The sequence below is a fragment of the Desulforhopalus sp. genome, assembly GCA_030247675.1.
Lineage (GTDB): Bacteria > Desulfobacterota > Desulfobulbia > Desulfobulbales > Desulfocapsaceae > Desulforhopalus_A.
In genome coordinates, this window is sequence record JAOTRX010000002.1 from 1,146,253 (window position 1) to 1,173,118 (window position 26,866).

A 26,866-nucleotide genomic window follows, 5' to 3' on the forward strand; every position below is an offset into this window, starting at 1 on the left:
ATAAAAAAATACATTCCCTATACATGGGAAATATCTTATGTATAGTTTTTTTATTTTTTTATACATATAACATCTCACATACATAGAAAAGGGCAAATATTTATATGCTTGGTTCACTTCCAATGCTGCCACTGGCCAACATTGAACAATGGGAAACGCGCGCGGTCTTGAAAAAATCTGCCGAAGCGCACCGTTACCTGGCAGAGCTAAAGGGAGTTGCGGCCAGCATTCCCAATGAAGCGATATTGATTAACACCCTGTCACTCCAGGAAGCCAAAGATAGCTCAGAGGTAGAGAACATTGTCACAACCCATGATGAGCTGTATAAGGCCAACCTGTTTGAAGAGGCGGTCACCAACCCTGCCACCAAAGAAGTGCAAGACTATGCCTTTGCCTTAAAGCAGGCGTTTGCCACGGTGCGACATACAAAGTTGATCCGTTTGAGTGATATTCTCACAGTGCAACAGTATTTAGAACATAACAGTGCAGGCTTGCGCCGCCTGCCGGGCACCGACCTAAAAAATACCCGTACCGGTGAAGTGGTCTACACGCCGCCCCAGCATCCGGATGACATCATCACTCTGATGGAAAATCTGGTGCAGTACATCAATGACGACAGCCTATGCGATGCTGACCCCTTAGTCAAAATGGCACTCATTCATCACCAGTTTGAAAGCATTCACCCCTTTTACGACGGTAACGGCCGGACTGGACGTATCCTCAATATTCTGTATCTGGTGGCCAAAGATTTGCTCAACCTGCCGGTTTTGTACCTAAGCCGCTTTATTATTCGACACAAGATCGATTATTACGCGCAGTTGCAGCAGGTAAGGGATAGCAATGACTGGGAACCCTGGCTGTTGTATATGCTCGACGGCATTATCGATACCTCCCAAAACACCATCTCGTTGATCACGCAGATGAAGGTCCTGATGAGCGATGTCAAACACCGCATGCGCGAGCAATTACCTAAAATCTATCGTCAGGACTTGCTCAATAACCTCTTTAACCATCCTTATACCAAAATAGAATTTCTGGTCGAAGACCTGGGGGTTACACGCATTACCGCCACGAAATATTTAGAACAGCTGGTCGAACGCGGCTTTTTGCAAAAGCAGAAAATCGGCCGGGCAAATTATTACATTAACGAGCCATTGTGTGTGCTTCTTGTGGCACATGGCTAACTGGGATAGCATAGAGAACACCATGACCAATAACGGCATTGTCCAAAAACTCTGGAACCTCTGCGACGTCCTGCGTGACGACGGAATCAACTATTCAGATTATGTCACTGAATTGGTGCTGCTGCTTTTTATCAAGATGGTGCATGAAAACACCGAAGCAGGCACCTTGAAAAAACACCCGCTGCCCGTAGGCTGTCGCTGGACCGATTTAAACAGTAAATCCGGCATCAACCTGCTCAACGCTTACAAAGCCATCTTGCTGGCCCTTTCTACCGGTAAGCGGCTTGTGGCTGACCCTAAAAATCCAGGACAAACAACAGAGGTTCAGGTCCACAACGACCCGCTGATCAGCGCCATTTATGCCGATGCGCAAACTCGCCTGCGCGAGCCCCGCCATCTGGAACAGATCATAAATCGTTTTGACGAGATCAAGGACTGGTTCAGCGCCGCCAAAGATGGCCTCGGCGATCTGTACGAAGGCTTGCTGGAGAAAAATGCCTCTGAGACCAAATCTGGCGCCGGGCAGTACTTTACCCCACGAGCATTGATCAACAGCATGGTGCGCTGCATCAAGCCTAAGATCGGTGAAGTGATTCAGGACCCTGCTGCCGGTACCGCCGGCTTTCTGGTCGCAGCCGACCAGTATATGCGCAGGCAGAGCGATGACTATCTCGATTTATCTGCCAAAGACGCCGCCTTTCAGAAAAACAAGGCCTTTGTCGGCATCGAATTGGTGCCCAACACGCGTCGCCTTGCCTTGATGAACTGCCTACTCCACGGCATGGAAGGGGACAACGAAGGTGTAGTGTATCTGGGCAATGCTCTGGGTAAAGTGGGCAAAGCCTTGAAACCCGCCGATATCATCCTCGCCAATCCACCCTTCGGCACCGGTAAGGGGGGCGAGGCCAGCAACACCCGTGACGACCTCACCTACAAAACCAACAACAAACAGCTAGCCTTTCTGCAGCATATCTATCGTAATCTCAAACCCGGTGGCCGCGCCGCTGTAGTCCTGCCCGATAACGTGCTGTTTGAAGCCGGTGTCGGCACCGACGTGCGCTGCGACCTGATGAACAAGTGCAACCTGCACACCATATTGCGCCTGCCTACCGGCATCTTTTACGCTCAGGGGGTAAAGACCAATGTGCTCTTTTTCACAAAGGGCAGCGTGACCGATAAGTATCAGGAAGAGAACTGCACTGAAAAAGTCTGGTTCTATGACCTGCGCACCAATATGCCCAGCTTCGGCAAACGCACCCCCTTTACCGAAAGCCATCTGGAACCGTTTGAAAGAGTATTCGGTAACAAGCCAGACGGCACCAGCTATAGAGCCGAAGGCGAATACAGCTTTAATGCCGAAGAAATTGAGGTGGACAAAAACGCTGCTGAAGAAAATCAAGGTGTCGATGACAATCTCGCTCGTAGCCGCTGGCGTTGCTTCAGTCGTGAATGGATTGCTCAAACCAAAGGGGATTCGCTCGATATCAGCTGGCTCCAAGACAAAGACAGCATCAATGCCGCCGGTCTGCCGGAGCCGGAGGTATTAGCAAGGGACGCAAAGGAAGAACTGGAAGCGGCCTTGGCGGAGTTGGATGGATTGTTGGCGACGCTTGAGGGGGCGGAGTAATGAGTGAAGGGATTCCTGAGGGGTGGCTAAAGACGCAATTAGGATCAATAATTGAGCTCAAATATGGCAAATCTCTTCCGGCCAAAACTAGAGACGGTGACGGATACCCAGTATACGGGTCGAATGGCATAGTCGGTGCGCATTCCAAGCCTCTTGTTGAAAAGGGAGGGTTGATTATTGGGCGGAAAGGTTCTTATGGGGAAGTTCAGCTTTCGGAAAAACCTTTTTTCCCAATTGACACAACGTACTTTGTTGATGAGCTTTACGGCCAACCCATTAAATACTGGTTCTATCAAGTTAAAAGCTTACCGTTGACAGAATTAAACAGATCTACTGCAATTCCAGGATTAAACAGAGATGATGCATACAAACAGGAAGTAATACTCCCCTCCCTAGCCGAACAAAAAGTTATCGCCGATAAACTCGACACCTTGCTGGCACAGGTGGAAAGCACCAAATCCCACCTCGAACGCATCCCAGAGATACTCAAACGCTTCCGCCAATCCGTCCTCGCCGCCGCTGTGAGTGGCAATTTGACGAAAAAGTGGAGGGAAATATATAGACCAATTTCAGTAAACTATTCTGTTCTAGCTAAAGAAGAAAGAAGGCTTAAAGGTATTCGCGAAACAAAACACAACAAACAAAAACAAATTGAAAACGAACCTTTTGCTATTCCTAGCAGTTGGCAATGGACTCGACTTGGTCACATAGCTTTAAAAATCACAGATGGAGCACACAATACACCAAGCGTTTTGCCACAGGGTTACCCATACCTAATGGCAATGGATTTAACAGGTGGTCATTTAGATTTTTCGGCGAAAAGATATATTTCTGAAAAGGAGCATAGAGAATTGTTTCTAAAATGTTTACCAGAAGTGGGCGACTTACTTGTGGTTAACATTGGTGCTGGAACAGGAAACAATGTGCTAATCGATGTTGATTTTGAGTTCAGTTTTAAGAATATAGCAATAATTAAGAAGCCAAGTTTTGTAGCTGCTGAATACCTGAAATATTTTTTTGATGCGCAAAAGCAAAGGATTTTTAATGAGCAAACCCGAGGGGGAGCTCAACCATTTTTAAGTTTGACAATTCTAAATGATATACCGTTCGCATTGCCACCAACAGAAGAGCAAGCAGAAATCGTTCGCCGCATCAAAGAACTCTTCTCATTTACCGACTGCATCGAACAAAAAACCAAGGCCGCCTTAGCGCGAGTGAATAGTCTTGCCCAATCCATCCCCGCCAAAGCCTTTCGCGGGGAACTCACCGCCGATTGGCGTGCCGCCAACCCGGGTTTAATCAGTGGCGACAACAGCGCCGAGGCGTTACTGGCAAAGATTAAAGCTAAGCGAGAGACATTGAATAAGCGGCCTAAACCCAAACGCACCGGCACAATAAAAAAGACAGGTAGAAACATGAGTGAGCAAATAATTAAAGTGATTGAAGCGTTAAAACAAGCGGGAGAACCGTTGAGTGGCCAACAATTATTAGCCGCAGCCGGTTATCCCAGCGACAGCAGCACCGACCAGTTAGAACAGTTCTTTTTGGATATTCGTGATGCTCTTATGCTGGACAAAAATATTGTGAAACTGGAACGCAGCGACGATGGCCAGGATTGGTTTGCCGTGGCCGATGCCGTATAACAGTAACTAAGGAAGGCTAATGAAGGTCGACAAACTCCATATTCGCTCGCGTTTTAAAAACCTGGCAAACGTGTCCGTCGATTTTGATGAAGACCACCTGATGACGGTAGTAATAGGCTGCAACGGTTCGGGAAAATCTAATGTGCTGGAAGCCTTGGTGGCCATATTCCGCAATTTGGACTTAGGCGAAGCGCCGCCCTTTTCCTACCATCTGATTTATCGCCTTGGCCAAAAACCCAAGCCCAACCAGTCAAGTGGTTCCTGGCTTGAAATCACCATTGATGCCGATCCAGAGAGAGGCAATCTAGCGAAGCAGTACCAAGTGAGCGTACTGGATTTATTACAACCACAGCCTACGAATTTGTCGGGTGAAAAGCCCATTGGAAATCCTGTCCCCTTTTCCAAGATAAAACGTGATAAAGCAGGTAATGCGCCTTATTTGCCCAAATATGTTTTTGCCTACTATTCCGGCCCAAGCGACCGATTGGAGAACTACTTCAAAAAGCACCGCGCTGATTTTTACCGCCGATTATTGAAAGACGAGCTGGACCTTAAAGGTGATATCCGCCCGCTATTTTATGCAAAGCCTCATCATAGCCAGTTTGTGCTCCTGGCGTTCTTTTTGTCTGAACAAGACAGCATGGAAAAAGCGTTTTTGCGCGAGCACTTAGGCATAGAAGGCTTAGACAGCATTCATTTTGTAATGCGCCAACCGGGCTGGGCTAAACAAAAAGGCGAGCTGTTCTGGGGTGCGCGTGGTGTGGTGCGTCGTTTTTTGGATGAGTTAATCAAACACACCTTGTCACCAGTCAAGGTCACCCGCCAGGAAGATACCTCGCTGACCGGCAGCAACGTGCGGAACGAATTCTTCCATCTGTTTTTGCCCAATTTAGAAGCTCTGCGCGATTTCGCCAGGGGTCTCAGTGCTGATGAGCTCTTTAAAATGCTGGAAAGTACCCTGCTTTCAGAAATTATTTCGGAAGTTAGCATCCGCGTAAAAGTGGTTAGTAGCAATGACCCGCTTACTTTCCGCGAACTAAGCGAAGGTGAACAGCAACTCCTGACCGTTCTCGGCTTGCTTAAATTCACCGGCGGCAAAGATTCACTGTTTCTGCTGGATGAACCTGACACCCACCTCAACCCGGCATGGGCGGTAAAATACCTTAAATTCCTGCGTGACTTTGTTCCCAACCACGAAACCAGCCATTTGCTGATGGTCACCCACCACCCACTCGCCATAGCCGAACTGCAAAAACAACAGGTACAGGTTATGTGGCCGGATGAGAAACACCATGTTCATGCGCATGAACCGGAAGAAAACCCCCGAGGGATGGGCATTAATCTTATTCTGCGCAGTGACATGTTCGGGCTCAAAACAACGCTTGACGATGATACCAACCAAAAACTCTCGGCACGCAATGGACTTGCCGCGAAAGAAGTGCTATCAAAAGATAAGATTGTCCGTGAAGAAGGATTTCCGCCTGAGGATGACGAGGAATATCTAACAAGACTGAATAGCGAGTTGGACAAACTCGGTTTTAATCTTGCTACCGATGATCCGGATTATTTCGATTTCCTACGCAAAAAATACCACCAAATGCAAAAGGAGGGTATTTGATGCGCTGGATTTGTAAAGACGATATTGAACAGTGCTTAACGCAGGCCTGGCGTGAAACGGCGGCCCAAGCCAAAGCTGAACTCATTGCCGCACCCGATCAAGAAGCCAGAAAAGCGATATTGAAGAGAATTGCATCATCTGACGTTTGGCGGGATTTTTATAAACTTTTACCGGAAGCACTTAAAAAGAAATGCTGGTATTGCGAAGCTGAAGATATTCGTGCTGACATGCCTGTTGATCACTTCCGCCCTAAGAACAAGGTAGAAGAAGCACCTGAACACGACGGCTATTGGTGGCTTGCTTTCGATTGGGAAAACTATCGCTGCGCTTGTACCTTCTGCAATAGCCGCAGAAATTTTGAGGAAACTCAAGGTGGTAAGGCGTGCCGGTTCCCATTGGAAAATCCAGAATTACGGGCCGTTACACCAGCAGATGAAGAAAAGCTTCGTCTTGAACGCCCAAGCTTTCTCGATCCGTTTAATCCAGACGACGAGAAGCTTTTGTGGTTTGATAATGACGGTAGGCCCATACCTAAGCCCGAAGCTAATGTAGAGCAAACCCGAAAAGTCGAGAATTCAATTGATATATTTCATCTGCAAGAAACTCGTATAGTTCGAGCCAGAAACAAGATTCGACTTGAAGTTGAAAAACAGGTCAAGAAAATCAGAAATAATGATGATGTACAGAACGCAAAAATGGAATTGCGAAGAATGGTCAGGGATACCGAAAAACTTTCTCGTGCCTCAGTCATTTATTTGCGCGCGCACAGAGAACTTCCTGAAGTAAAAGAAATTTTAAGCTTGGATTGATTGCCACTGGGGGCTTCCGGCCATACCGGGAAACAGAGCATTGAGGACCGCTATTTTCGTTTTCTTGGTTCGTAATAGAGGCTTGCAGGAGTAAGGTACCCATGGCTGCCAATCCCCAGAGTTTTTTTCGTTTCGCTGCCCGATATTACCCGCTCCTGTTGGATCTCTTCTACCGCCGCGAGGGTTTTACTGAGGCCGATTTACGGAACCTGATTGAAGGCATTGCCTCCGAGGGTGATCCTGGCCCGATGACGGTGATCGATCAACTGCTTTCTTTCAGCATCATCGAGCCCATTCCTGATGCTACTGCCACCTTTGAGCTTACCGCGCCGGTTCAGAATCTTCTCTCCTTTCTCCTGCGCGAGCACCGCCTCACGTCCACCAAGGTACTCCAAGTCTACCTGACTGATCTGGGGGAACTGCGTGAGGAGCTCGATGGCGCCGCCCGTCAGAATCTCGGGCATCAGGCTGCCCGGGCGCTGAACGACATCTCGCAGCTGATTGAGCGGATTCGTCAAGACTCGCATAGCAACCGTGAAGCGATTATCGGTGAGGTGATCAAGCTGAAGTCCAACCGTGATCGGCGTACTACCCGAGAACGGTTTGCCATAATTAACCACTTGTGGAGTCGTTATCTGGAGCCGCTGCGCGATCTTATCGATGTGAAAAAAGCGATGGATGCAAGTCTCGATGATTTAGACCGCAGCCTGACCGTAAATGGCAGGACATTCGCCCTTGATGGAGCGCTGGCCCGCGAGTTTTCACGCTGCAAGGCCCGGCTGCTTCGTCTGCGACGTGAGATGACCGAGGATTTTTATGAGTCGATGCGCGAGGTGGAACCGCTCTATATCTCCTTAAAGAAGGAGAGCGAGTTGGTCCGTGGCGCCTCTCTTGCCCTGGAACAGTTGGACCGATCAGGGCTTGCCGGTCTGCATCTCCAGGAAATGATGGCGATACCTGTCTGGCGGATCGAAGGTACTTTTTCTGATACCTCTCTTGAAGCGTATCTCCACGGGATCAAAGGCTACCAACCGGGGATCTCCGCTCCTCTTACTGAGACCGGGAAAATAACCAGACCTGAATTCATCCTTCCGTCCGAATTGTATACCCGGTTGGAAGCGGCCCTGCCGGTTGACGACCTACTCGCCTGGCTGCTGGAACACTACCCTAAGATTGGGCTTGGCGAACTGGTACGGGCCTATGGACGAGTTTTTATGCGTGATCTGGGCTCGGTGCATTTTGGTGAGGAAGAACGTCGTTATTCCCTGCCTGAGGCGACCTTGGTTGCCCGGCCCATGCGACTAGAGAGAATTTCATGACTGACATCAGCCCCTTCCATCTGCCGCATCTCGGTGAAATCTTCGACGTCCTCCGGCGCGGTCGCCACCTATGTCCTGCGGACGGCCAGCTCTATTGGGCTTTGCGGGAGAATATCGATAATTATCAGGACCTCTTTCATCATCTCGGCTTCCGCTTGGTGGTGCATCAGCGGGATTTTTTCTATTTTCGCGGCAAAGACAGCCTCAGTCCCCAGGCTTCACGCATGGCGGTTTTCGTATTCATCCTCATCGAGTCACTGGCCGACCAGGGCGAACCGGTGGTCGACACCCTCATGACCAGGACGTTTTCCATTCCGGATTTGCCCCATCTGAAAGGCGCCCGCTATCGCGCCTATTTGAAGGAGGCGGGTGCCTCCGACGAAGACGAACTGCGCGGGATTGTCCGGCAACTCGAGCGATTCGGCTTTATCCAGCGCCACACCGAGGACAGCTTCACCTTTCGGACCCCGGCCTATCGCTTCTTCGACGTCTGTATCGAGATCCTCAACCGGGATGAAGCCCCGCCTGCAGAGGAGCAGACGTCATGAATATCGTCGGTCCGTCACGCATGGTTCTGCTGCGCGCAGGGAAATATGATTATGGCGAAGTCGAGCTGATTAATCCGCTGCATCTGGTGGGGCCCAATAATATCGGCAAGACCTCGCTCATTGCCGTGCTGCAGTTTCTCTACATCGACGACCAGCGCAACATGCATTTCTCTCGGGAGATGGCGGAGACCAGAAAATATTACTTCCCCGATCAGAACAGCTACATCCTGTTCGAGTGTCTGACGCCGGGCGGTTATTACGTCGTCGGCGTGCAGGGCCTTGGTCCCATTCGCAGTTATGAGTTTCAGCGTTTTGCCTATCAGGGGCAATATGATCAGGACGATTACCTTGATGAGGATCGACGCATTCGAACGTCGGAGGAGGTGCGCCTTCGTTTGGCCGCCAAGGATTTTCACCTGCTTGAACCACGCCAGCTCCGGGCCTCCCTGACCGGCATCGGCGACAACCGCGGGGTGAATCTGGGGCTCGTACCGATCCGGCAGCGGGATCACTACGAACGTTTCCGGGCGGTCTTCGGCAATCTGCTTCGCCTGGCGCATCTGCGTCAGGACGAACTAAAGCAGTTCTTGCTCGAAATTAACCAGGGAGAATTCCAGCAACGCACCATAGACCTGGAGACCGGCTATTCGAGCCAGTACCGAAAGGTCCGCGGCGAGGCCGAAGGTTTACGTGAGCTTAGGGCAATTGTCGAAGATGTCCGTCGTGTTTTGGGGCTCGCGGCCGAACGAGACGGCTTACGGCGGCTGCTTCCTGGGCTCTGGCAGGCGGTGCGGACCCAGTACGGGAAAATCGAGTCGGAAATACTGCAGCACCGACAGAAAATAGCCGAGCATCTTGTCCGATTGGCCGAAGAGGAAGGCGGCCTTGCCGAGAGTATAAAGAGCTGCCGGGAAGAATGTGACGGCCTGCTGCGGGAGCTTGGCAAAATTTCCAGAGAAATTGAAATTCATGAGAAGGAGAGGGAGGAGTTTAAGGACTTCCTGGTCGATTTCGAAAAAAGCCGGGAAAATGATCTGGATATGAAGATAGAGCGGTTGAGCGCATCCCTTGGCCAGGCTGTTGACGTTTCCGTGGAGCAGGCGCAGGCTCAGGTGAGGCGGATGGAGCGGGAACTGACCGGTCTGCGGCGCCGACTCGAGCAGTTTTCCCGCAATGTTGCTGCCGATTTGCTTCCCCGGCTGTCGCAAATCGAGGCAGATCAGCTCTTCCGCTTGATAAATCCGGAGATTCTCGGGCTCGCGCGGGAAGAGAATGGCTTTTCAATCAAGGACGAGGAAAAATTTGCCGGGACACTTGCCCGTTTCGTCGGGCGTATTGTCGAAGGGGTATATGAAGACGAGCTGACGCGGGTTCTGCTTGCGGGCTTAAGTGCACCCGATTTGGGGGCCTATCGTGATGCCGAGACTCTCGATCGGCGTATAGCCGAACAGGAGGGGCTGCTTAAGAGGGAGCGGCGGATTCTGGCAGCAGCGGAAAACAGCGAGAAGATCCGCCACGAAAAAGCCCAGTTGCAGCAGGAATTTAATCGAATCGCCGACCGGCTGCGTCGTTATTTCGAGTACCAGGAGCGGTTGCCCGCCATTGCTCTGCGCACCAAAGAGAAGAGCATCCTCGATAAACGAAAGGAACAACTGGAGAAGCAGTTGGCGAGCCTCGATCAAAGGCGTCTGGCGATAACCGATGAGAAACGAGGGGCTGCAGATCAAGGACGGGAGCTGGACTCACGTCGGGAAAGATTGCTGAGGAGATTGCAGAAACTTACCCGCCCCGACGCCTCCTGGCCTATGGAGCCATTTGCTGCGGAGGATGGGAATCTTGACGCCCTGCTCGAACTCTATGAACGAAAATTTGCAGAACATGGCGATTTCGCCCGCCGATTCGATGAGGAATTGCGCCGGATAGAGCAGCGAACCTATGGTAAATATTTAGGTGAGGGCGAGGCCGAGACACTCGCCAATCTGCAGGCGGAAATGGAGGCGCTGGACGAACGGGAAATGGCGGTACAGGAACTCTGGAAGAGTCTAGCCGCCGGCCTGCAGAGCGCTTTCAAGGGATTGAATCGGGATCTACAAACTCTGCATATGCGCATCGATGAACTCAATCGTCGCCTTAGCCGCGTTTCTATCTCCAATCTGTCACGGTTACGACTGATTCTTCGAGAGCATGCCGAATGGACCCGAAGGATCAAAACTGTGGTTGAGGTGGAAGCCATGCCTTTGTTCTTCGACCGAAGTGTCGTCAGCGAAGCGCAAAACCAGCTTGGTGAATTGCTTAAGCAACACCGGCGAGTGGAACTCAGCGATCTCTTCGATTTACATTTCGAGGTTACCAGCGCCGATGGTCAGACCCGGCATTATCCGCATCTCGATTCCATCGAATCGAACGGGACTACCATCACTATAAAGGTGTTGATCAATCTCATCCTGCTGAAAGGATTGCTTGGCGACAAGGAGGTCTCCATCCCATTCTATCTCGATGAAGCTTCAAGCCTTGATCGAGAGAACTTGGCGGCGATCGTCCAGGAGGCCCGAAAAATGGGCTTCGTCGCGGTTCTAGCCAGCCCCGAGGCAATGGAGGCCGCCGATTCCCTCTATTTCCTGCGGGAAAAGGGTGGCCGGATCATGCTCGATCCGAAAACGTCGCTATTGCGCATTGAAAGGAGTGTGGGCGATGGCGGTTGACGCTCTGGCAGATAAACTTCTATTGCTGGTTGCGGAAGGCAGTCTCGCCGCAAGCCGTTTGACTGACAGGGATCGCACCCGTCTGCAGTCTCTTTTTGATACCAGAGTCTTGGCGATGGAGCGAGGGGGTGCCGGAAAAAAGGTGGTAGTGAAAAACCAGGATGTTCTTGATGCGTTTGTGCTGCGAAGCTATCCTTCCGGTTTGCAAGGAAGCAGTGAAAGCCTCCCGCCGAGGAGCCGAGCTGTTTCTGAACTACGGGATTCAAAGAAGGCCCGAGAGACTGGTCCGCTCACAGTGTTACTCCGAGGCTTTAACAATTGCGAACTTCGTGCCGGTGAAGATTTGTTGGCGGTGGCACACTGGACAGAACTTGCCGGAGTTGCCGCCTTGTGCCTCGATGGCAGGCAATGGGAGTTTACCGGAGTAATGGCTATAGTTGAAAATCTGGAGGTTTTCTGGAATTTCGAAAAGCTCGAAACAGGTGCTCAGCTGGCAGTTTATGCGCAAGGGCGATTGAGCGGTAGGATCCTGAACTGGCTTTCCTCTCCGGCGATGGCTCATGCACTGATTATTCATTGCGGGGATTATGATCCGGTCGGACTTGATGAATATCTGCGTTTGAGAATCGCTTGTGCTGACCGCGCAAAACTCTATCTGCCATCCAGCTTGGAGGATCTCATGTCACGATACGGTAAAAAAGATCTTCTATCAGGTAGCAATGCTGAAATTCTGGTCCGGCTCAGAAAAACTGAAGACCAAGAGGTTCGTCGGGTTGTGGAACTGATAGATCGGTATGGCGTTGGTCTGGAGCAGGAGGTGTTGCTACTATAAGTTTCTGTATCCACAGATCTTAAAATTTTGAGCAAGAATAGGAAACTGACGGTATTTATGGCGGTATTTTTCTATTTACTATAAATAAAACGTTTAAATAACAATAAGTTATGAAAACTGTTTGATGGACGCCGCCTCCACCAGATAAATAGCCGAAATTATTGAGATTATATCTCTTTGGTTTCGGCTATTTTCTTTCCCAGTTTATTGCTAGCCATTGCTTAATCTATTCCAAAATATAATCTGCCTTGATGGTCAATTGTTGGATCGCAAGCCCATCTTATCTTATCAAGCATTGCTGTGAAACCTATCACGATAGGGCCATTCCAGTCAGGGATGACCAGTACATTAGATTCAAAAATAATATCCTCTCCGTCATCTGCCAGGAATCTTATATTGCATAAATGAAGTACACCAGTATTTTTACCATGTCTCGACACTTGCGAAATTTCTGTGTCTAGTGAAAAAAAACAATCAGGATAACTCTCAGCGATTGACTGTGGAATAACTGACCACCTAGCGCCAGTATCAAATAAGGCGTAATGCTTTTCAGGACGATCGCCAAAGGAGCACTTGATGCTTACAATCAATTTGTGTCCTCTGTCATTCATGTCAGTTAATAAACTTGTAGAGCCAGAACTCCATTGAAGGTATGCATCAGCACTTCTCTTATAAAGAAATGTCATAATTTAAGAAAGGTAAGCTGATCGCTTTTATTATAATGTTCTAATTCCTTTTTTAATTCCCTAAGATCTTGATTGGAAGCAATTATCTCTCCTGATTTGATTGCTATCCATTGTGCTGCATACTGACTTCGTAAGTTATTTATAACCTTTGCATCGTTACTAATTTCATTCTTTTCGAGAGTAGCTTTAGCTTTTCCCCTTGCAGGAGGTTTCGAGAAAGCTTTTCTCCATTTATCTAGAAGCGAAGAGGAATAACCGCAATATTTTTCAAGTGTATTTCTTGTTTCAGAAATATTGCCTTCACTTATCAGTCGATAGATTAATCTTTCTAGCGCAATAATGTCGTAAGAAATTTTTTTATTTGCCGCATTGTTTTCAAGCCTTTCCATTTTTACGCTGGATACACTGTTTGATGCTTCAAATATTGAAGCATTAGTAGTATCTAAACGAAAACAATTGATATTTTCTAATAATTTCTTTGGCTGCTCAGAGTTACTAATTGTTGAATATCGTTCTGTGTTATTATCAAGTAATATTGATTTCATCTTTGAAACTCCTCATCAAAGAATCGCTAATTACTGCTTCGAATATGATCCTATGGTGATTGTGAGCATCTTTACACCATTCAATTATCTTTTCAGTAGAGATTTCGTTAAATACATTAACTTTTGATATAACTATAAAATCAATTATATAAGCCTTTTTCCCATCGCTAATCCCTTGGTTTATTTGACAAACGATTTGCCCGTTTGGTTTGGTACAACCTACTTTAAATGCAAATGATCCGGAAGGACATGTAGTGTCAATATTGGCGTCATTTATTAGTTTTTGAGGTAATGCAATATTTCCAATGTTTAATTTGTTATTGATAAATGAAATTATGGACTCATTTTCGTCGGCTAGTATAGCATCTCTGTAACGGAGCTGAATGTCGATGAGTGGCAAACTAGTTATATGAAATGGGTAGGATTTCGCAAACAACTCAATGCCAATTTTTAAATCGTTTATGAAGACATCCCAATCATATTCATAGCCATCTATATCGGTTTGATTTATTGCGAAAATGCCATCGCCAAGCTGGAATAACGGATAGCCGTTTGGTTTTTTCCTGTAGCGATATTTGATTAAATGTGGCAGAGGTGGCTGGTCTTTAAGGACTTCAATAGTGCCAAACCCAACACCTTCAGCATGTAATTGAAATTTACCTGGCATTAGTGCCTGTTCTTCTTGAGAAAACTGAATATAGAACTCATTCTCTTTTTGCATGGTTTGTCCCCATTTCATTTCAAATATCACTTCTATGAGTGGGGCTTTATTAAGTTTAGACATGTTGTGTAATATATGTAGGGATCTTTAAGAACAAGCTATCTGGTAAAGAATACCATGTGTATAATTTGTTGTGATTTGATTGTCTTGAAGTGAGGTCTTTTTTCTAATTCACCTTATCACTAGGAAGAATACTAAGCAATGATTGGTTTAAGTCAAAAGGTGATAGATCTATTAGTTTCTCTACAATTTGCTTAATTTTATGGTGAAAATGTTGTTATTGTTGCTATTTGAGGCTTCTTTATAGATTTTCCGAATGTCATCAGCACCAATCCGGAAGTATCTTTCAAACGCTTTATTCGTTTGATGCATGGTTCCTTGCTTAATCTGTTCAGGAGAGAAGTGTTCTCTCAAAGCAACTGCTGAGCTGTGCCGAGTTCCCCCGTAAAGATCCACATCAGCTATTCCAAGATTCTCGCAAGCCCTTTTCCACCATTTGTAAAAATATTTTTCCCCATATTTTTGACCTTTCTTTACGCCACTTTTGGTGAATTCGTGAAGAAAGAAGTGCGACCTTGGAAAACCAGGCTTGATTTTCTTGTAAAGAGCGACATCTTCATCAAGCATCGGCACAGGCTTTGTGTCGCCGGTCTTTGAATGGTGAATGTAGATATAGCGATTCTCGGTGTCGATATCCTGCTCGCGGATCTGCACCAGTTCGCCCGGGCGAATCGAAATATAGGTGCACAGCCATTTTATTCCAAGCCATGCTTTATAGGGGGCGATACGAGCAATTTCAGCCAATATTGCCTTTTGGATCTCTTTGCCTATAGTCTGTCTGTAGGAGAGCTTGACCCGGACTTCAGGAAATCTTGGCGCTTTCTCGATTATGTCGCGGCGCAAGAGCCAGTCGAAGAAATCATGTAAGCCTGATCTCATGTTGGCGATTGTCTTACTCGAAAGAAGCTTGCCATGAACAAGAAGAAAATCTTCAATCTCTCCAAAACCGATTGATTTGATACTTGTATTTCCCCAGGCATCACATGCCTTCATCATGTAGTTGTGAAGATTTCGGTAGGAACTAGATTTTACAGTCTCTTTTTTTACTTCTAGCCACTTGCTGGCAAGATTGGTGAAAGACAAAGGTTTGTCCTTTGCGCAGTCTCGTTCATCAAAGGTATGCTCGTCTGTTTTGTATCGTAATCCGGTGAGGAAACGGAGCGCTTCCTCGTAGCTGCTGAACCGACGCTTTACCTTGTCAAAATGGACACGGAAACTGGTTGCAATTTGATCTGGATGAGAAGGGCAGCAGACCTTTTTCCGATTGTCATCTTTCAACGGACTCACGCAAAGAGGGCACTTCTGTTCCGAATAGATTCCACCTTTCATGCACATACCTCCGGTGCTGAGGATAGTAGAATGGAATCTATTGTTTGTCAAACTGGAAAGCATCTTATCTCGGACACTTAGAAATAACACACCGGGATCGGACAATATACTGTGTCATTTCCGGGTTCAAACACCCACAATAGGCACAGTAATATTTTGTGGAAAGATCAGGTCCATGGGGTATGCGAACATAACATTACGGATTCCTCTGGTTCCGCTAGGACTGCATTTCCACAAAGGTCTTATTGATTTCGTCCTTGATTTCTAGACATAAATCAGACATATTGTTACCATTTGTAAATAAGTGGAGTCGTTTTGTCTGGAGTGTGGGGTGAAAGAGAAACCAGAAGATATTTTCCGCTCATGCGGTGGCAAGCTGCGAATGAGCGATGCCATTCAGCGCGGGATCACGCGCTATATGCTTTATTCACTCAGGGACAGAGGAGCGATTGAGCAGATAAGCAGAGGAATATACCGGCTGGTGGAGCTGCCACCTATCGGTAGCCCTGATCTGGTGACGGTCGGCCTGCGATTTCCAAACGCCGTTATCTGCCTTGTCTCAGCCCTGGCCTTCCACGAGATCACAACCCAGATCCCCCATAGTGTTTCAGTTGCAGTTTCCAGGGAGTCACGGATGCCATATCTTGAGTATCCACCTCTCATTGTTCACCGATTCTCCGATCAGGCATATCGTGCTGGAATAGAGGAACATCAAATCGACGGCGTACCTGTTAAGATCTACAATCCCGAAAAAACAATCGTTGACTGTTTTAAGTTTCGCAACAAAATCGGCATGGACGTAGTACTGGAGGCGCTGAAATTCTATAGAGCACGGAAAAGATTTAATCTTGGAGCTCTGTTGAACTACGCAAAAATCTGCCGGGTAGAAAAGGTAATGAGCCCCTACCTGGAAACAAGCATATGAAATCCAAAAGCAATGTACGGGCATCAATCCGGCAACGACTCCTCAATCGGGCCAAGAGTGACAAGAGGCCGTTTAATGAGCTGCTTCAGTATTACGCCATGGAGCGATTTCTGTACCGCCTGTCCCGATCCGCTCATGCGGACCGATTCATTCTCAAGGGAGCGTTGATGTTGAGAGTTTGGCGTTCTCCAGGATTTCGGTCGACCATGGATATCGACATGCTGGGAAGAACGAGCAACGAGGAATCCAGTATCGTAGAGCAAGTTAAGGATATTATGGCAGTGGTTGTCGATCCGGACGGACTTACATTTGATCCTGATTCGATTCAAGTTGAACGGATCACCGAAGATGCGGATTACCAAGGGATGAGAATTCGGTTTCGTGGATCGTTGGACTCAGCCCGAGTCAGTATGCAAATCGATGTCGGATTTGGCGATATAGTCTATCCGGGTCCAGAAGAATCGGATCTGCCGACTATGCTGGATTCTCCCGCGCCGAGGCTTCTGTGTTACAGTCGGGAAAGCGCAATTGCCGAGAAGTTTGAAGCAATGGTAAAACTCGGTGCATTGAACAGCCGTATGAAAGATTTTTACGACATCTGGCTACTCTCCCGTCAGTTCGATTTTGATGGGACAAGGCTCGCCGAGGCGATTCGGCTAACTTTCGAGAGGCGCGGCACGATACTGCCAACTGAGGTAGAGGCGTTCGATAAAGCTTTCATCAGGGCCAAGCAGATACAGTGGTCAGCTTTTTGGAAAAGGCTCCAGCAAGATCATGTTCCTAACTCATTCCACGATATCGTATCGGCAGTGGAATTATTTCTTGCTCCGCTAACCTTCTCAATTTCTCAAGGGAATCCCAAGCCTGTGCGCTGGACCTCTCCAGGTCCATGGGTATGAATGAGACAAATTGATTCTGCATTGGAAAAAACTCATGCCAAAATTTCGAAGAACCAAAAAACGAAAAAAACTTTCTGCAGACAAGGAGCGCTTTTGACATTAAAGTAGCAAGGGTTGATTCAGAGTATTCTTTAAGAAAGAAAACGACGGTATTTATGGCGGTATATTGAATAATTCCAACAAAATAAATATATAAATTACAATATGTTGATTGATATATGTGACGGACGCCGCTCCACCAATGTAGTAAAAAACGAACCCGCCAGAGTCCTTTGAGGATTTTGACGGGTTTATTTTTCTTTATCTGTTCGGGACTGCCCCGATTGCACAATTTCAGGGAAACGGTTTGAGCAATCTATCCCAATATCAGCCCCCCTATACCATCACTTCTGTTATCCTCAATCTGGTCGCCCAGGTCTGTGAGACCATTGGAAAGCTGACGGCATTTTCCGACCTATCCAAATCGTTGCGGTTGCGGCGGATCAATCGTATCCGTACCATTCAGGGCTCGTTGGCCATCGAAGGCAATACCCTGAGTGAAGCACAGATCACGGCAATTCTTGACGGCAAACGGGTGCTTGCTCCGCCCCGCGAGGTGCAGGAAGTCCACAATGCATTGGCCGCGTATGATCGTTTTGGTGTTTGGCGGCCGGAGGTCGAAAAGGATCTGCTTGAGGCTCATCGCCTATTGATGTCCGGCCTGATTGCCGAGGCCGGTCTTTACCGGCCTGGCAGTGTTGGGGTAATGGCAGGCAGTCAGGTCGTCCATATAGCTCCTCCGGCGGACCGGGTTCCGGCACTCATGGACGACCTGTTTCACTGGTTGTCTACTACCGAAGATCATCCCTTGATCGCCGGTGCGGTATTTCATTACGAATTCGAGTTCATCCATCCTTTTGCCGACGGTAACGGCCGTATGGGGCGATTGTGGCAGAGTCTGATTCTCGCCACCTGGAATCCCCTGTTCGCGGAGATCCCGGTGGAAAGCCTGGTTTTCGAACACCAGGCGGCCTACTACAAGGCCTTGCAGGAGAGTAGCAACCTGGCTGATTCCGCCCCGTTTATCACCTTCATGCTTCGGATGATCCTGCAGGCAGTGACCACTGTCGCCCCCCAAGTTACCCCCCAAGTTACCCCCCAAGTCGGCGAACTCCTTTTAGCGATCCAGGGAGAGGCGAGCCGCGAAACGCTGCAAACGGCCCTTGGCCTGCAAGACCGCAAGTCCTTCCGTGAACGCTACCTCAAACCGGCCCTGGCGGATGGTTTGATTGAAATGACTGTTCCCGACAAACCAAACAGCCGTCTGCAGAGATACCGACTCACCGACAAGGGCCGCAATTGGCTGGCTAGCAGATGATGTCCGGTTTTCACCACTTCTAAAAAAATATTGTTCAATATTTTAAGAAGATATAGATTTCGCCTAAAGCGAACGGCCGGCAGACTTCCATGGAACAAAGCTGGAAAAGGCCACCAGCAGACCGGCCACAACCAGGAGACAGCCGGTCCATTGTATGGCCGATAATCGTTCATCAAGGACTATGCGCGCGGTGATCAACCCAGCCACGGGCACCAGGAGCGACCAGGGTGCAACGCGATTGGCGGGATGCCGGGAAAGCAGGTAACTCCATGCACCGTAGCCAAAGATGGTGGCGCCGAAGGCAAGATAGGCCACTGAAAACAGTGAAACACCATTCAGCTGGGTAAAAGCGCGAACAATTCTGTCCGGGGTCTCGATCAGGTAGGAAAGGACAAGGAGAGGGGCCGGTGGAACCAGCGCCGACCAAACCACGAGACTGAGCATATCGAGTTTCTTCCCTTGTGAGGTACAAAATGCCGATGCTTTCCGTACAACGATATTTGACATCCCCCAACATGCGGCAGCAGCTAGTGTCAAGATGAGTGCCCCCGGAGTTATTACGCTTGCCTTGCCGGAGACACCTCCCACCAGATACAGGCCGGCTGCTGCAAGTGCAAGTCCGGCGAGCTGCCTGAGGGTAACCGATTCTCTGAGTAGCGTCACTGCAAAGAGAAGGGTGAAAAAAGCCTGTGCCTGCAAAACAACCGAGGCTATCCCCGCAGGCATGCCGATGTGCATCGCGTAAAAAAGACAGCCAAACTGTCCAACCCCCACGGACATGCCGTAAGCCAGCAAGTAACGGAAATTTACTGCCGGCATTTTCACAAAAAAAACAGCTGGAAATGCCGCCAGGAGAAAACGAAGAGATACCAGAAGCATCGGCGGGATCCCGTCAAGGCCGAGCCGGATTACTGTGAAGTTTGCTCCCCAGATTGTCACCACCAGGAGGGCAATTGCTATGTCTTTACGGTTCATTGCCGCTCATATCAATGTCTGTTGTATTGATTGCTCGTCCGGAATTGTCGGCGAGGTGTTTAGTTCTTTAAATTTGCCAACTCTGATACTGCCTTCCGGGAATTTGGCCACAATTTCAAATTCTCCACCCATTGCCTCAATGTATTTCCGAATTGTGGAAAGGTACATGTCAGTCTGGCTCTCCATCCTTGAGACGGATGCTTGCTTGATTTTGAGCGATTTGGCTAACTGCCGCTGAGTGAATTTGCCAGCTTGGCGAAGTTCGGCCAGAAGCATTTCTTGTAGAGCGACATTGAGCCGCTCTTCTATTTTGTTTTTACTTTCGGCTGGGAGTCTTTCTTTTAACATATTGAATGATTGAGTCATTGTTTATTCCTCCCTCTGTTTTAATCCATCCAAATGTTCTGTAAATAATCTATCGGCTATTGGCATGCGCGTTTGATGCCAATTTTTATCGCCGGCTTTATTCCCGCCAATCAGAAGAATCGCAGCAGCTCTTCTTGAGTCAAGGGCATATCCCATTTCATGGTTAAGTACAATCTATAACGGAGACAAATCCGCAGGACAGTGGATTTGGACGTCCGTCAGGATGCCCGGAGGTGAGCGTCAGGGATGGGGCGAATCAACGTGTCGGGGGGGCCGATTTTTTGTGTCTGTTCCCATGCGTCTCACATAGTAGAGCGGTTTCAAATCTGCCGGAACTCATTCGAATTTTGAGTTGCACGCCACATAGCAGATGTTATGTTGTCGAGTAGTTTTGACTGGATTTCGTGCGCCCGGAGGTCACGGGTACGTGAAAAACCACGAAATGAATCTGCTTTTGGAGGCTGAGCGATGAACAAACAACGTGCCCTTGATCTGCTGAGCCGTAGCAAGACGGAGTTGCAGGCCCGTTTCGGCGTGACCCGGCTGGCCCTGTTCGGATCCACCGCTCGCGATACAGCGAGCAGCGGCAGCGATGTCGATGTACTGGTGGCCTTTGATGGCCCGGCCACCTCCAAGCGTTATTTTGGCGTGCAGTTTTACCTGGAGGACCTGTTCGGCTGTCCGGTCGACCTGGTCACCGAAAAGGCCCTGCGGCCGGAATTGCTGCCTTACATCGAACAGGAGCGGGTCAATGTCTGATGCCAGCCGGCGCAATGGCGCTTCTATCTCGACGACATGATCAACTTTGCCGGAAAGGTGCTCGCTTACACCGACGGCCTCTACCAGACCGGTTTCGCAGCCAGCGGCCTGACCTGCGACGCTACCTTGCGCAATCTGGAGCTGATCGGCGAGGCCGCCACCCATATCCCAGACCAAGTCCGCGCCGCCCATCCGGAAATCCCCTGGCGGATGATCATCGCCACCCGCAACCGCCTCATTCATGGCTACCTCGGCATCGACTACGACACCCTGTGGAGCATCATCCGGGATGATGTACCCGAACTGCTGCTGATGTTCAACGCACTGAAAGACGTGGAGCAGCCATGAAACCCGGCAGCGTCAAGATCGTCGACCGCATCTCCGCCATCGAGGCGATCAAACGACTAAACGAAGAGGATTTGCTCTTTCTCAACCGGCTGATCGTCGAACGGCTCAAGCTCATTTCCCAGGCCCGTGCCACCACGCTGATGACCAGTTTCACCAGGGGTGACCGGGTCGGTTTCCAGGCCCCGGACGGCCGGATGCTGGAAGGCATGGTGCTGCGCCTCAACAAGAAGACCATCAGCGTCACCACCGACGAAGGCCATCAGTGGAACGTCGCGCCCGGCTTGCTGCGCCTCGTCCAATCAGCGGGAGATGTCCGATGGCCATGATCCGCCAACCCAAAAACTTTCCGGAAACGGTCAAACAGATCAGACGGCAAGAACTACCGGGTCAAGCACTCCAACCTCCAGGCCATCTATGGAAGCTGTTGCTGCTAATGTGATCGGCAGCATTGCGGCGGAACTCCGTGATCGAGTGGATAAGTTCTTATACCGCAAGGGCATAGGTTTCAGTTGAGCAGACAAGCTGTTCAACTCAGCTTAATCCTCGCCAAAGAATAAACGAGGCTCAGGTTCATGGTGATTGTTACGAAACCGGAATGCATCCAATCAAAGTTCAGGCACTATTTGTTCAAACATAGAAGCCCGTGGACTAAGCCACGGGTTTCTATGTTTGACTAAAATAACGCTCTGTGTTATTTTAGATTTGGCGTAAAATCTAAAATAAAGGCCAGGCTTATTTTACTTTCACGATGAGTTCACTCTGATGAAAACCTTTCAATCCGGTCGTTATATTCAGCAAGGACATTATAAAAGCTTCCAGCCATCTCCGATCAATCGCGCTTGGAATCTTGACAATATGGAGTTGATTCAGTTGCTTGGTCAAGCAGATCGGGAATTGGGGCGGCTGGATATGTATTCGGACTATATTCCCAATATCGACCTGTTCATCAAGATGCATGTGCTGAAGGAGGCCACCCAATCAAGTAAGATTGAAGGCACCCAGACCAATATGGAAGAGGCCCTTCTCGAAAAGGAGGACGTGGCCTTGGACAAACGGGATGACTGGGAAGAGGTGCAAAACTATGTGGCGGCGATGCATGAAACGATTGCCAAGTTGCAGACCTTGCCCTTTTCGGCGCGATTAATCAGGGAGGCCCACAAGACCTTGTTGCAAGGCGTGCGCGGCACCCACAAGCAACCGGGGGATTTCCGACACAGCCAGAACTGGATTGGCGGAGCAACGATCAACGATGCGGTCTTTGTGCCACCGGTTCATACTTCAGTCAGCGACCTTATTAGTGATATTGAGAAGTTTTTACATAACGATAGTCATTATTTCCCGGAGCTGTTGAAGATCGCTTTGGTGCATTACCAGTTTGAGACCATCCATCCGTTCCTGGATGGTAATGGCCGGGTAGGGCGATTATTGATTACTTTGTACCTGTTCAGCAAGGGAATATTGAAGCAGCCGGTGTTGTATATGTCGGATTTTTTCGAGCGCAATCGCAGCCTTTATTACGATAATCTTATGCGGGTGCGAGAGAAGAATGACCTGCTGCAATGGTTCAAGTTTTTTCTTGTAGGTATTATCGAAACCGCGAAAAGCGGGATCACGACTTTTGACAATATCCTCAATCTGCAAAGAAATGTGGAGGCCCAGATCCAGACTCTTGGGAGCAGAGCAGCAAACGCCCAGAAGGTTGTCCATTATTTGTATCAACGGCCGATGATTGACGCCGCCAAGGTCGGAGAGGTGGCGGGCATTTCTCCGGCTTCGGCCTACAAATTGATTGCCGACTTGGAACAATTCGGGATTCTGAAAGAAATCACCGGCGGCAAGCGGGGTAAGATGTATGTGTTTCATGACTACCTGCAATTGTTCAAATAGCTTTGCTGAGATTGAAATGTAACACCCAAATTTGTCAGGTCTTTTGAAGAATGAGAAAATGACGGTATAAAGCTGCGTTGAGCAGCTTGTCTGCTCAAACGTAACTTATGCCCAAGCGGTATAATATGGCGACTGTCTTTAGAAAATCCCGAAATCGATGCCTGCGGCCAAGGTCTGTCCCAATTCCTCCAGCGCCAGCAGGTCTTTTGGGGTAGGGATTCCGACAATCCTGATGTGTTCCTGTACCTTCTTCCATTTGTACCCGGCGGCAATGCGTTCGATCTGCATCAGGGCACCGCGGCCGTCATTTCCGGCACAGACAAAAACGACGAAAGGCTTGCCGATGGTTCTTTCCTGGGCATCCTTAAACGTGCGGTCAAAAAAATCCTTGATCATGCCGGCCATTGTGCCAAAATATTCGGGAGAGCCGATGGCCAGTCCGTCGCAGCGTAACAGGTCGTTAATGTCGGCATCCTGTGCCTTTTTTAATATGATCTCCACCCCTTGTTCCTTTGCCGCGCCCTTGGCAAAGCTCTTTGCCATGCCTTCCATTGTGCCGCTCTGGGAGTGGTAAATCACCAGGATGTTTTTTGCCTTGGTTGCCATCTTACTCCTTCTATAGCGTAAAAATATTGTGTTGATACAGCGGATTGAATAACTTACACTAAAGGTTTGGTTCCGGGCGACATCGTTCTGTTGTGGAAAGTGCTAAAATTACACATTTACGGCTTGGGAGTGAGGCGATGAAAACCACTGCGGCCAGCATCATGACGACAGAGTTTCCGACACTTTTTCCTGAAACACCGCTTACCGATGCCATTCGGGTTTTTCGTGGGTCGTCGCGGGAACATGGGCGGCGGCTATTTGGCATCATTGTCACCGATAAGAATCGACGTCTGGCCGGAATGCTTTCGATGTACGATATCCTCCTGTATGTGCGGCCAAAACACATCCAGGTCTGGGGTGCCATGGAGGACATCGATGTCGCCGGATTGATCGAGGCGGCAGGCAGTCGGCTCAAATCGATCCTGGTCGGGGACATTATGACCCCTGAGGTCATAACCGTCGGTCCGCAGACCGACCTGCTCATGGTCCTCGATATCATGATCAAAAAACACGTCCGCCGGCTGCCGGTGGTGGAGGACCAGTGCATCGTCGGGATTGTCTATATTTCCGACCTGTTCAATCATTTGTTGGAGCGCATCGGCGACTGAACAAGGCCAGCTTCATCCCTGCAACCCCCGTCAGGCAATGGTTGCCCGGCGGCGTACTCTTTTTGCTCCATGCACGGGCAAAGTGGAGAAATTATGACACCAACCGCCAACACCCTCCGCAATCTGAGCGTAAGCCGGGCCATGCGCCGGCAGGTCATTTGCCTTGAGCAGGACAAATCCATCGGCCACGGAATCAATATCATCATCAAGCACAAGGTCAATGCCCTTCTCGTTGTTGACTCCCAGCAGCAGCCCATCGGCGTAGTGTCGAAGACCGATATCATGGGGGCCTATTATGCCGGTCTGCCGATCGATTCGCCCCTTGAAGATATCATGGTGTCGCCTCCGCTTTTTTGCAAAGCCGCCGATTCCCTGGAAACCGCGCTTGAGCAGATGCGCAGCCATAGAGTGTATCGGCTGTATGTCGCTGGTGATCAAGGGGAGGAGCTCGTGGGGGCTCTGGCCTACCCCGATATTGTCGGGATGCTGTACCAATACTGTCGCCAGTGTGAATACAGCCATCTCAATCGCAAAAAACATAGCGGCGAATCGGAATCCCTGCGCCGCTTCAAGGTGAAGGAGCTTATGACCGCTGGGGTAAAAAGCCTTGCCGCGCAGGAGACTTTGAGTACGGTCATGGAGTCACTTTCAGCCTACCGGTTTGGCGCCATGCTGATAACCGATGAAAGTGGTTTGCCCTGCGGAGTGATTTCCAAAACCGATCTGGCTCTCGCCTATAAAAGGGGCATCAGTACCGGCGAAAGTGCCGCGAAGGTTATGAGTACGCCCGTGCATACCTGCGACGCCCACTCTTTCTGGAAGAGGCGATAAAGCAAATGATCGTTTCGGATATCCATAGATTGTTCGTCCACGAAGGCAACAGCCAGGACCTTGTCGGTGTCCTTTCCCTCACGGATGCGGCCCGTGGCCGGTCCGGTTCATGCCATGGCTGCGTCTCAAGTCGAATCAAGGTAGAAGATCACCAGTAGGGGCATTGACTTCAGTTGGCATGCTTTCCAGCGCAGCTTTAATGCTGTCCCTCTGTATCCGGGTATTGTATGGTAGCGATTTTCCCGGAGGGGGAGCTGCGATGACAGCTTCGCCGCGGCCCGGGCGGCTGCCCGCTCCCCCGGTCAATTGAATGATTATGTGAGGCAATCCAGACAATTATGAACAGCTATCTGATCTTTATTCTGGCCATTCTCCTGCTCAGCTATGTGCTCGAACTTGTGGTGGCCACCCTCAATCTGCGGGCGCTCCGGCCGGAATTGCCCGCCGAGTGCGCTGATTTTTATACTGCTGAGGAGTACGGCCGTTCCCGGGAGTATATCAGGGCCAACACCATATTCTCGCAGATCCAGGCGACGGTGGATTTGCTGGTGACCCTGATCTTTGTCCTGGCCGGCGGGTTTAATCTGGTCGATGCGGTGGGGCGCGGCTTCGGATTTTCCTCCATCCCCACCGGCCTTATCTTCTGCGGGCTGCTGGCACTGCTGTCGTCGCTGGTCAGCCTGCCGTTTTCGGTCTATTCGACCTTTGTCATCGAGCAGCGCTTCGGCTTCAACACCACCACCGTCGCCACATTTATCACCGATATCCTCAAAGGCATAGTGCTGGCGGTGGCGCTGGGCGGGCCACTGCTGGCGGGAGTCCTGTGGTTTTTCGAGGCCAGCGGCCCGCTTGCCTGGCTGTATTGCTGGGTCGCTGCAGTGGTCTTTGTTCTGGTTGTCCAGTTCCTTGCCCCGGTGCTGATCATGCCGCTTTTCAATAAATTTGTCCCCTTGGCCGAGGGGGACCTGAAGGACGCCATTGCCAGGTATGCCGCAGCGCAAAAGTTTGCGATCCAGGGCATTTATACCATGGACGGATCGAAACGATCCACCCGGGCCAACGCCTTCTTCACTGGATTTGGCCGCTTCCGGCGCATTGTTTTTTTCGATACCCTGATGGAAAAATTGTCAACCGAGGAAATCGTCGCTGTTCTGGCACATGAGATGGGTCACTACAAGCTCAAGCACACCTTGAGCATGATGGCGATTTCCATTGTGCAGATGGGCTTGATGTTTTTCATCCTCTCGCTCTTTCTTAATAATCCGGAATTGTTCGACGCGTTTGCCATGGAAAACCTGTCCATCTATGCCAGTCTCATTTTCTTCGGATTTTTGTACAGCCCCATCTCCACCTTGGTGGCCATTGGTTTCAACGCCTTTTCCCGGCGCAATGAGTACCAGGCCGACCAGTATGCCGTTGGGACCTGCGCCGACGCCGAGTCCCTGATCAGCGGTTTGAAAAAACTCACGGTCAGTAACCTCGCCAATCTCACCCCGCATCCGTTCGCCGTCTTTCTCCATTACAGCCACCCGCCCATCCTTGCCAGGATAGCCGCTCTTCGCCAGGGGCAGCACAACCGCTAGCCATACCGCCGTGGCTGTCAGGAAAAAATAAAGGGAGGCCCGGCCATCCAGAGCCACTGTAGGTTCTGGATGGCCGGGCCTCCCAAGCTCTGCATTCAC

The 26,866-nt window shown here is 49.5% G+C and carries 27 protein-coding genes; 20 read left to right on the top strand and 7 right to left on the bottom strand.

Translation table 11 applies throughout. The features are described from left to right. The first annotated feature begins 104 nt into the window (after positions 1 to 104). From OEL83_05010 to OEL83_05050, 9 genes are all read left to right on the top strand, one after another. The gene (locus OEL83_05010; protein ID MDK9706390.1) at positions 105 to 1,184 is read left to right on the top strand and encodes a Fic family protein; all 1,080 of its coding nucleotides are present in this window, start codon (positions 105 to 107) and stop codon (positions 1,182 to 1,184) included. 22 nt (positions 1,185 to 1,206) lie between these two features. Further along, positions 1,207 to 2,811, top strand: coding sequence for a type I restriction-modification system subunit M (locus OEL83_05015; protein ID MDK9706391.1), 1,605 nt, complete (start codon positions 1,207 to 1,209; stop codon positions 2,809 to 2,811). Beyond that, positions 2,811 to 4,454 carry a restriction endonuclease subunit S gene (locus OEL83_05020; protein MDK9706392.1) on the top strand — a complete coding sequence of 548 codons (1,644 nt, stop codon included), beginning with the start codon at positions 2,811 to 2,813 and terminating at the stop codon, positions 4,452 to 4,454. Before OEL83_05015 ends, OEL83_05020 begins: the two co-directional genes overlap by 1 nt. 19 nt (positions 4,455 to 4,473) lie before the next feature. Further along, positions 4,474 to 6,072, top strand: a complete 1,599-nt coding sequence (locus OEL83_05025) for an AAA family ATPase (GenBank protein ID MDK9706393.1) — start codon at positions 4,474 to 4,476, stop codon at positions 6,070 to 6,072. Next, positions 6,072 to 6,881, top strand: coding sequence for a hypothetical protein (locus OEL83_05030; GenBank protein ID MDK9706394.1), 810 nt, complete (start codon positions 6,072 to 6,074; stop codon positions 6,879 to 6,881). Before OEL83_05025 ends, OEL83_05030 begins: the two co-directional genes overlap by 1 nt. A 101-nt stretch (positions 6,882 to 6,982) precedes the next feature. Next, entirely contained in the window at positions 6,983 to 8,200 is a 1,218-nt protein-coding gene (locus OEL83_05035) for a hypothetical protein (protein ID MDK9706395.1), read from the top strand. Beyond that, entirely contained in the window at positions 8,197 to 8,748 is a 552-nt protein-coding gene (locus tag OEL83_05040) for a hypothetical protein (protein MDK9706396.1), read from the top strand. Before OEL83_05035 ends, OEL83_05040 begins: the two co-directional genes overlap by 4 nt. Next, a complete protein-coding gene (locus OEL83_05045; protein ID MDK9706397.1) occupies positions 8,745 to 11,450 on the top strand; it encodes a hypothetical protein in 2,706 nt (901 codons plus the stop codon). The genes OEL83_05040 and OEL83_05045 overlap by 4 nt, the downstream gene beginning before the upstream one ends. 148 nt (positions 11,451 to 11,598) lie before the next feature. Next, positions 11,599 to 12,282, top strand: coding sequence for a DUF2220 family protein (locus OEL83_05050; GenBank protein MDK9706398.1), 684 nt, complete (start codon positions 11,599 to 11,601; stop codon positions 12,280 to 12,282). 221 nt (positions 12,283 to 12,503) lie between these two features. Here OEL83_05050 and OEL83_05055 read toward each other — a convergent pair whose 3' ends face one another. The 4 genes from OEL83_05055 to OEL83_05070 form a co-directional block, all read right to left on the bottom strand. Then, the gene (locus OEL83_05055; protein ID MDK9706399.1) at positions 12,504 to 12,872 is read right to left on the bottom strand and encodes a hypothetical protein; all 369 of its coding nucleotides are present in this window, start codon (positions 12,870 to 12,872) and stop codon (positions 12,504 to 12,506) included. A 92-nt stretch (positions 12,873 to 12,964) separates the two neighbouring features. Then, positions 12,965 to 13,513 (bottom strand): DUF5678 domain-containing protein, encoded by a 549-nt coding sequence (locus OEL83_05060; GenBank protein MDK9706400.1) that lies wholly within the window; start codon positions 13,511 to 13,513, stop codon positions 12,965 to 12,967. Further along, on the bottom strand, positions 13,494 to 14,297 hold the full coding sequence (locus tag OEL83_05065) for a TIGR04255 family protein (GenBank protein ID MDK9706401.1): 804 nt from the start codon (positions 14,295 to 14,297) through the stop codon (positions 13,494 to 13,496). The genes OEL83_05060 and OEL83_05065 overlap by 20 nt, the downstream gene beginning before the upstream one ends. 180 nt (positions 14,298 to 14,477) lie before the next feature. Further along, positions 14,478 to 15,623 carry a tyrosine-type recombinase/integrase gene (locus OEL83_05070; protein ID MDK9706402.1) on the bottom strand — a complete coding sequence of 382 codons (1,146 nt, stop codon included), beginning with the start codon at positions 15,621 to 15,623 and terminating at the stop codon, positions 14,478 to 14,480. A gap of 331 nt (positions 15,624 to 15,954) precedes the next feature. On the opposite strand from OEL83_05070, the gene OEL83_05075 reads away from it, so the two are divergent. The 3 genes from OEL83_05075 (at position 15,955) to OEL83_05085 (ending at position 18,804) form a co-directional block, all read left to right on the top strand. Next, the gene (locus OEL83_05075) at positions 15,955 to 16,548 is read left to right on the top strand and encodes a type IV toxin-antitoxin system AbiEi family antitoxin domain-containing protein (GenBank protein MDK9706403.1); all 594 of its coding nucleotides are present in this window, start codon (positions 15,955 to 15,957) and stop codon (positions 16,546 to 16,548) included. Between the two features lie 98 nt (positions 16,549 to 16,646). Then, complete coding sequence (locus OEL83_05080; protein ID MDK9706404.1) at positions 16,647 to 17,447, top strand: nucleotidyl transferase AbiEii/AbiGii toxin family protein; 801 nt, start codon at positions 16,647 to 16,649, stop codon at positions 17,445 to 17,447. 346 nt (positions 17,448 to 17,793) lie between these two features. Continuing rightward, positions 17,794 to 18,804: a Fic family protein gene (locus tag OEL83_05085; protein MDK9706405.1), complete on the top strand. Its 1,011-nt coding sequence runs from the start codon at positions 17,794 to 17,796 to the stop codon at positions 18,802 to 18,804. A 63-nt stretch (positions 18,805 to 18,867) separates the two neighbouring features. Here OEL83_05085 and OEL83_05090 read toward each other — a convergent pair whose 3' ends face one another. Both OEL83_05090 and OEL83_05095 read right to left on the bottom strand, forming a co-directional pair. Next, a complete protein-coding gene (locus OEL83_05090) occupies positions 18,868 to 19,779 on the bottom strand; it encodes an EamA family transporter (protein ID MDK9706406.1) in 912 nt (303 codons plus the stop codon). A 6-nt stretch (positions 19,780 to 19,785) separates the two neighbouring features. Continuing rightward, positions 19,786 to 20,145, bottom strand: a complete 360-nt coding sequence (locus tag OEL83_05095) for a helix-turn-helix domain-containing protein (GenBank protein MDK9706407.1) — start codon at positions 20,143 to 20,145, stop codon at positions 19,786 to 19,788. Positions 20,146 to 20,613: 468 nt separating this feature from the next. On the opposite strand from OEL83_05095, the gene OEL83_05100 reads away from it, so the two are divergent. From OEL83_05100 to OEL83_05115, 4 genes are all read left to right on the top strand, one after another. Further along, positions 20,614 to 20,904, top strand: a complete 291-nt coding sequence (locus tag OEL83_05100) for a nucleotidyltransferase family protein (protein ID MDK9706408.1) — start codon at positions 20,614 to 20,616, stop codon at positions 20,902 to 20,904. A gap of 36 nt (positions 20,905 to 20,940) precedes the next feature. Continuing rightward, positions 20,941 to 21,252, top strand: coding sequence for a DUF86 domain-containing protein (locus tag OEL83_05105; GenBank protein ID MDK9706409.1), 312 nt, complete (start codon positions 20,941 to 20,943; stop codon positions 21,250 to 21,252). Beyond that, a complete protein-coding gene (locus OEL83_05110; protein ID MDK9706410.1) occupies positions 21,249 to 21,578 on the top strand; it encodes a hypothetical protein in 330 nt (109 codons plus the stop codon). Before OEL83_05105 ends, OEL83_05110 begins: the two co-directional genes overlap by 4 nt. A 436-nt stretch (positions 21,579 to 22,014) precedes the next feature. Continuing rightward, positions 22,015 to 23,139, top strand: coding sequence for a Fic family protein (locus OEL83_05115; protein MDK9706411.1), 1,125 nt, complete (start codon positions 22,015 to 22,017; stop codon positions 23,137 to 23,139). A gap of 138 nt (positions 23,140 to 23,277) precedes the next feature. Here OEL83_05115 and OEL83_05120 read toward each other — a convergent pair whose 3' ends face one another. Then, positions 23,278 to 23,745, bottom strand: a complete 468-nt coding sequence (locus tag OEL83_05120) for an NAD(P)H-dependent oxidoreductase (GenBank protein MDK9706412.1) — start codon at positions 23,743 to 23,745, stop codon at positions 23,278 to 23,280. 137 nt (positions 23,746 to 23,882) lie between these two features. Between OEL83_05120 and OEL83_05125 the strand changes: the two genes are divergently transcribed. The 4 genes from OEL83_05125 to OEL83_05140 all read left to right on the top strand — a co-directional run bounded on the left by OEL83_05125 (position 23,883) and on the right by OEL83_05140 (position 26,767). Beyond that, complete coding sequence (locus tag OEL83_05125) at positions 23,883 to 24,353, top strand: CBS domain-containing protein (GenBank protein ID MDK9706413.1); 471 nt, start codon at positions 23,883 to 23,885, stop codon at positions 24,351 to 24,353. 93 nt (positions 24,354 to 24,446) lie between these two features. After that, entirely contained in the window at positions 24,447 to 25,184 is a 738-nt protein-coding gene (locus OEL83_05130) for a CBS domain-containing protein (protein MDK9706414.1), read from the top strand. Positions 25,185 to 25,189: 5 nt separating this feature from the next. Continuing rightward, positions 25,190 to 25,342 carry a hypothetical protein gene (locus OEL83_05135; GenBank protein ID MDK9706415.1) on the top strand — a complete coding sequence of 51 codons (153 nt, stop codon included), beginning with the start codon at positions 25,190 to 25,192 and terminating at the stop codon, positions 25,340 to 25,342. A 180-nt stretch (positions 25,343 to 25,522) separates the two neighbouring features. Further along, positions 25,523 to 26,767, top strand: a complete 1,245-nt coding sequence (locus tag OEL83_05140) for a M48 family metallopeptidase (GenBank protein MDK9706416.1) — start codon at positions 25,523 to 25,525, stop codon at positions 26,765 to 26,767. Positions 26,768 to 26,866: the final 99 nt, after the last annotated feature.

Coding starts and splice junctions, on each gene's coding strand:
- OEL83_05010 (MDK9706390.1), top strand. CDS start 105: ATGCTTGGTTCACTTCCAATGCTGCCACTGGCCAACATTGAACAATGG.
- OEL83_05015 (MDK9706391.1), top strand. CDS start 1,207: ATGACCAATAACGGCATTGTCCAAAAACTCTGGAACCTCTGCGACGTC.
- OEL83_05020 (MDK9706392.1), top strand. CDS start 2,811: ATGAGTGAAGGGATTCCTGAGGGGTGGCTAAAGACGCAATTAGGATCA.
- OEL83_05025 (MDK9706393.1), top strand. CDS start 4,474: ATGAAGGTCGACAAACTCCATATTCGCTCGCGTTTTAAAAACCTGGCA.
- OEL83_05030 (MDK9706394.1), top strand. CDS start 6,072: ATGCGCTGGATTTGTAAAGACGATATTGAACAGTGCTTAACGCAGGCC.
- OEL83_05035 (MDK9706395.1), top strand. CDS start 6,983: ATGGCTGCCAATCCCCAGAGTTTTTTTCGTTTCGCTGCCCGATATTAC.
- OEL83_05040 (MDK9706396.1), top strand. CDS start 8,197: ATGACTGACATCAGCCCCTTCCATCTGCCGCATCTCGGTGAAATCTTC.
- OEL83_05045 (MDK9706397.1), top strand. CDS start 8,745: ATGAATATCGTCGGTCCGTCACGCATGGTTCTGCTGCGCGCAGGGAAA.
- OEL83_05060 (MDK9706400.1), bottom strand. CDS start 13,513: ATGAAATCAATATTACTTGATAATAACACAGAACGATATTCAACAATT.
- OEL83_05065 (MDK9706401.1), bottom strand. CDS start 14,297: ATGTCTAAACTTAATAAAGCCCCACTCATAGAAGTGATATTTGAAATG.
- OEL83_05070 (MDK9706402.1), bottom strand. CDS start 15,623: ATGAAAGGTGGAATCTATTCGGAACAGAAGTGCCCTCTTTGCGTGAGT.
- OEL83_05080 (MDK9706404.1), top strand. CDS start 16,647: ATGGAGCGATTTCTGTACCGCCTGTCCCGATCCGCTCATGCGGACCGA.
- OEL83_05090 (MDK9706406.1), bottom strand. CDS start 19,779: ATGAACCGTAAAGACATAGCAATTGCCCTCCTGGTGGTGACAATCTGG.
- OEL83_05095 (MDK9706407.1), bottom strand. CDS start 20,145: ATGACTCAATCATTCAATATGTTAAAAGAAAGACTCCCAGCCGAAAGT.
- OEL83_05100 (MDK9706408.1), top strand. CDS start 20,614: ATGAACAAACAACGTGCCCTTGATCTGCTGAGCCGTAGCAAGACGGAG.
- OEL83_05105 (MDK9706409.1), top strand. CDS start 20,941: ATGATCAACTTTGCCGGAAAGGTGCTCGCTTACACCGACGGCCTCTAC.
- OEL83_05110 (MDK9706410.1), top strand. CDS start 21,249: ATGAAACCCGGCAGCGTCAAGATCGTCGACCGCATCTCCGCCATCGAG.
- OEL83_05115 (MDK9706411.1), top strand. CDS start 22,015: ATGAAAACCTTTCAATCCGGTCGTTATATTCAGCAAGGACATTATAAA.
- OEL83_05120 (MDK9706412.1), bottom strand. CDS start 23,745: ATGGCAACCAAGGCAAAAAACATCCTGGTGATTTACCACTCCCAGAGC.
- OEL83_05125 (MDK9706413.1), top strand. CDS start 23,883: ATGAAAACCACTGCGGCCAGCATCATGACGACAGAGTTTCCGACACTT.
- OEL83_05130 (MDK9706414.1), top strand. CDS start 24,447: ATGACACCAACCGCCAACACCCTCCGCAATCTGAGCGTAAGCCGGGCC.
- OEL83_05135 (MDK9706415.1), top strand. CDS start 25,190: ATGATCGTTTCGGATATCCATAGATTGTTCGTCCACGAAGGCAACAGC.
- OEL83_05140 (MDK9706416.1), top strand. CDS start 25,523: ATGAACAGCTATCTGATCTTTATTCTGGCCATTCTCCTGCTCAGCTAT.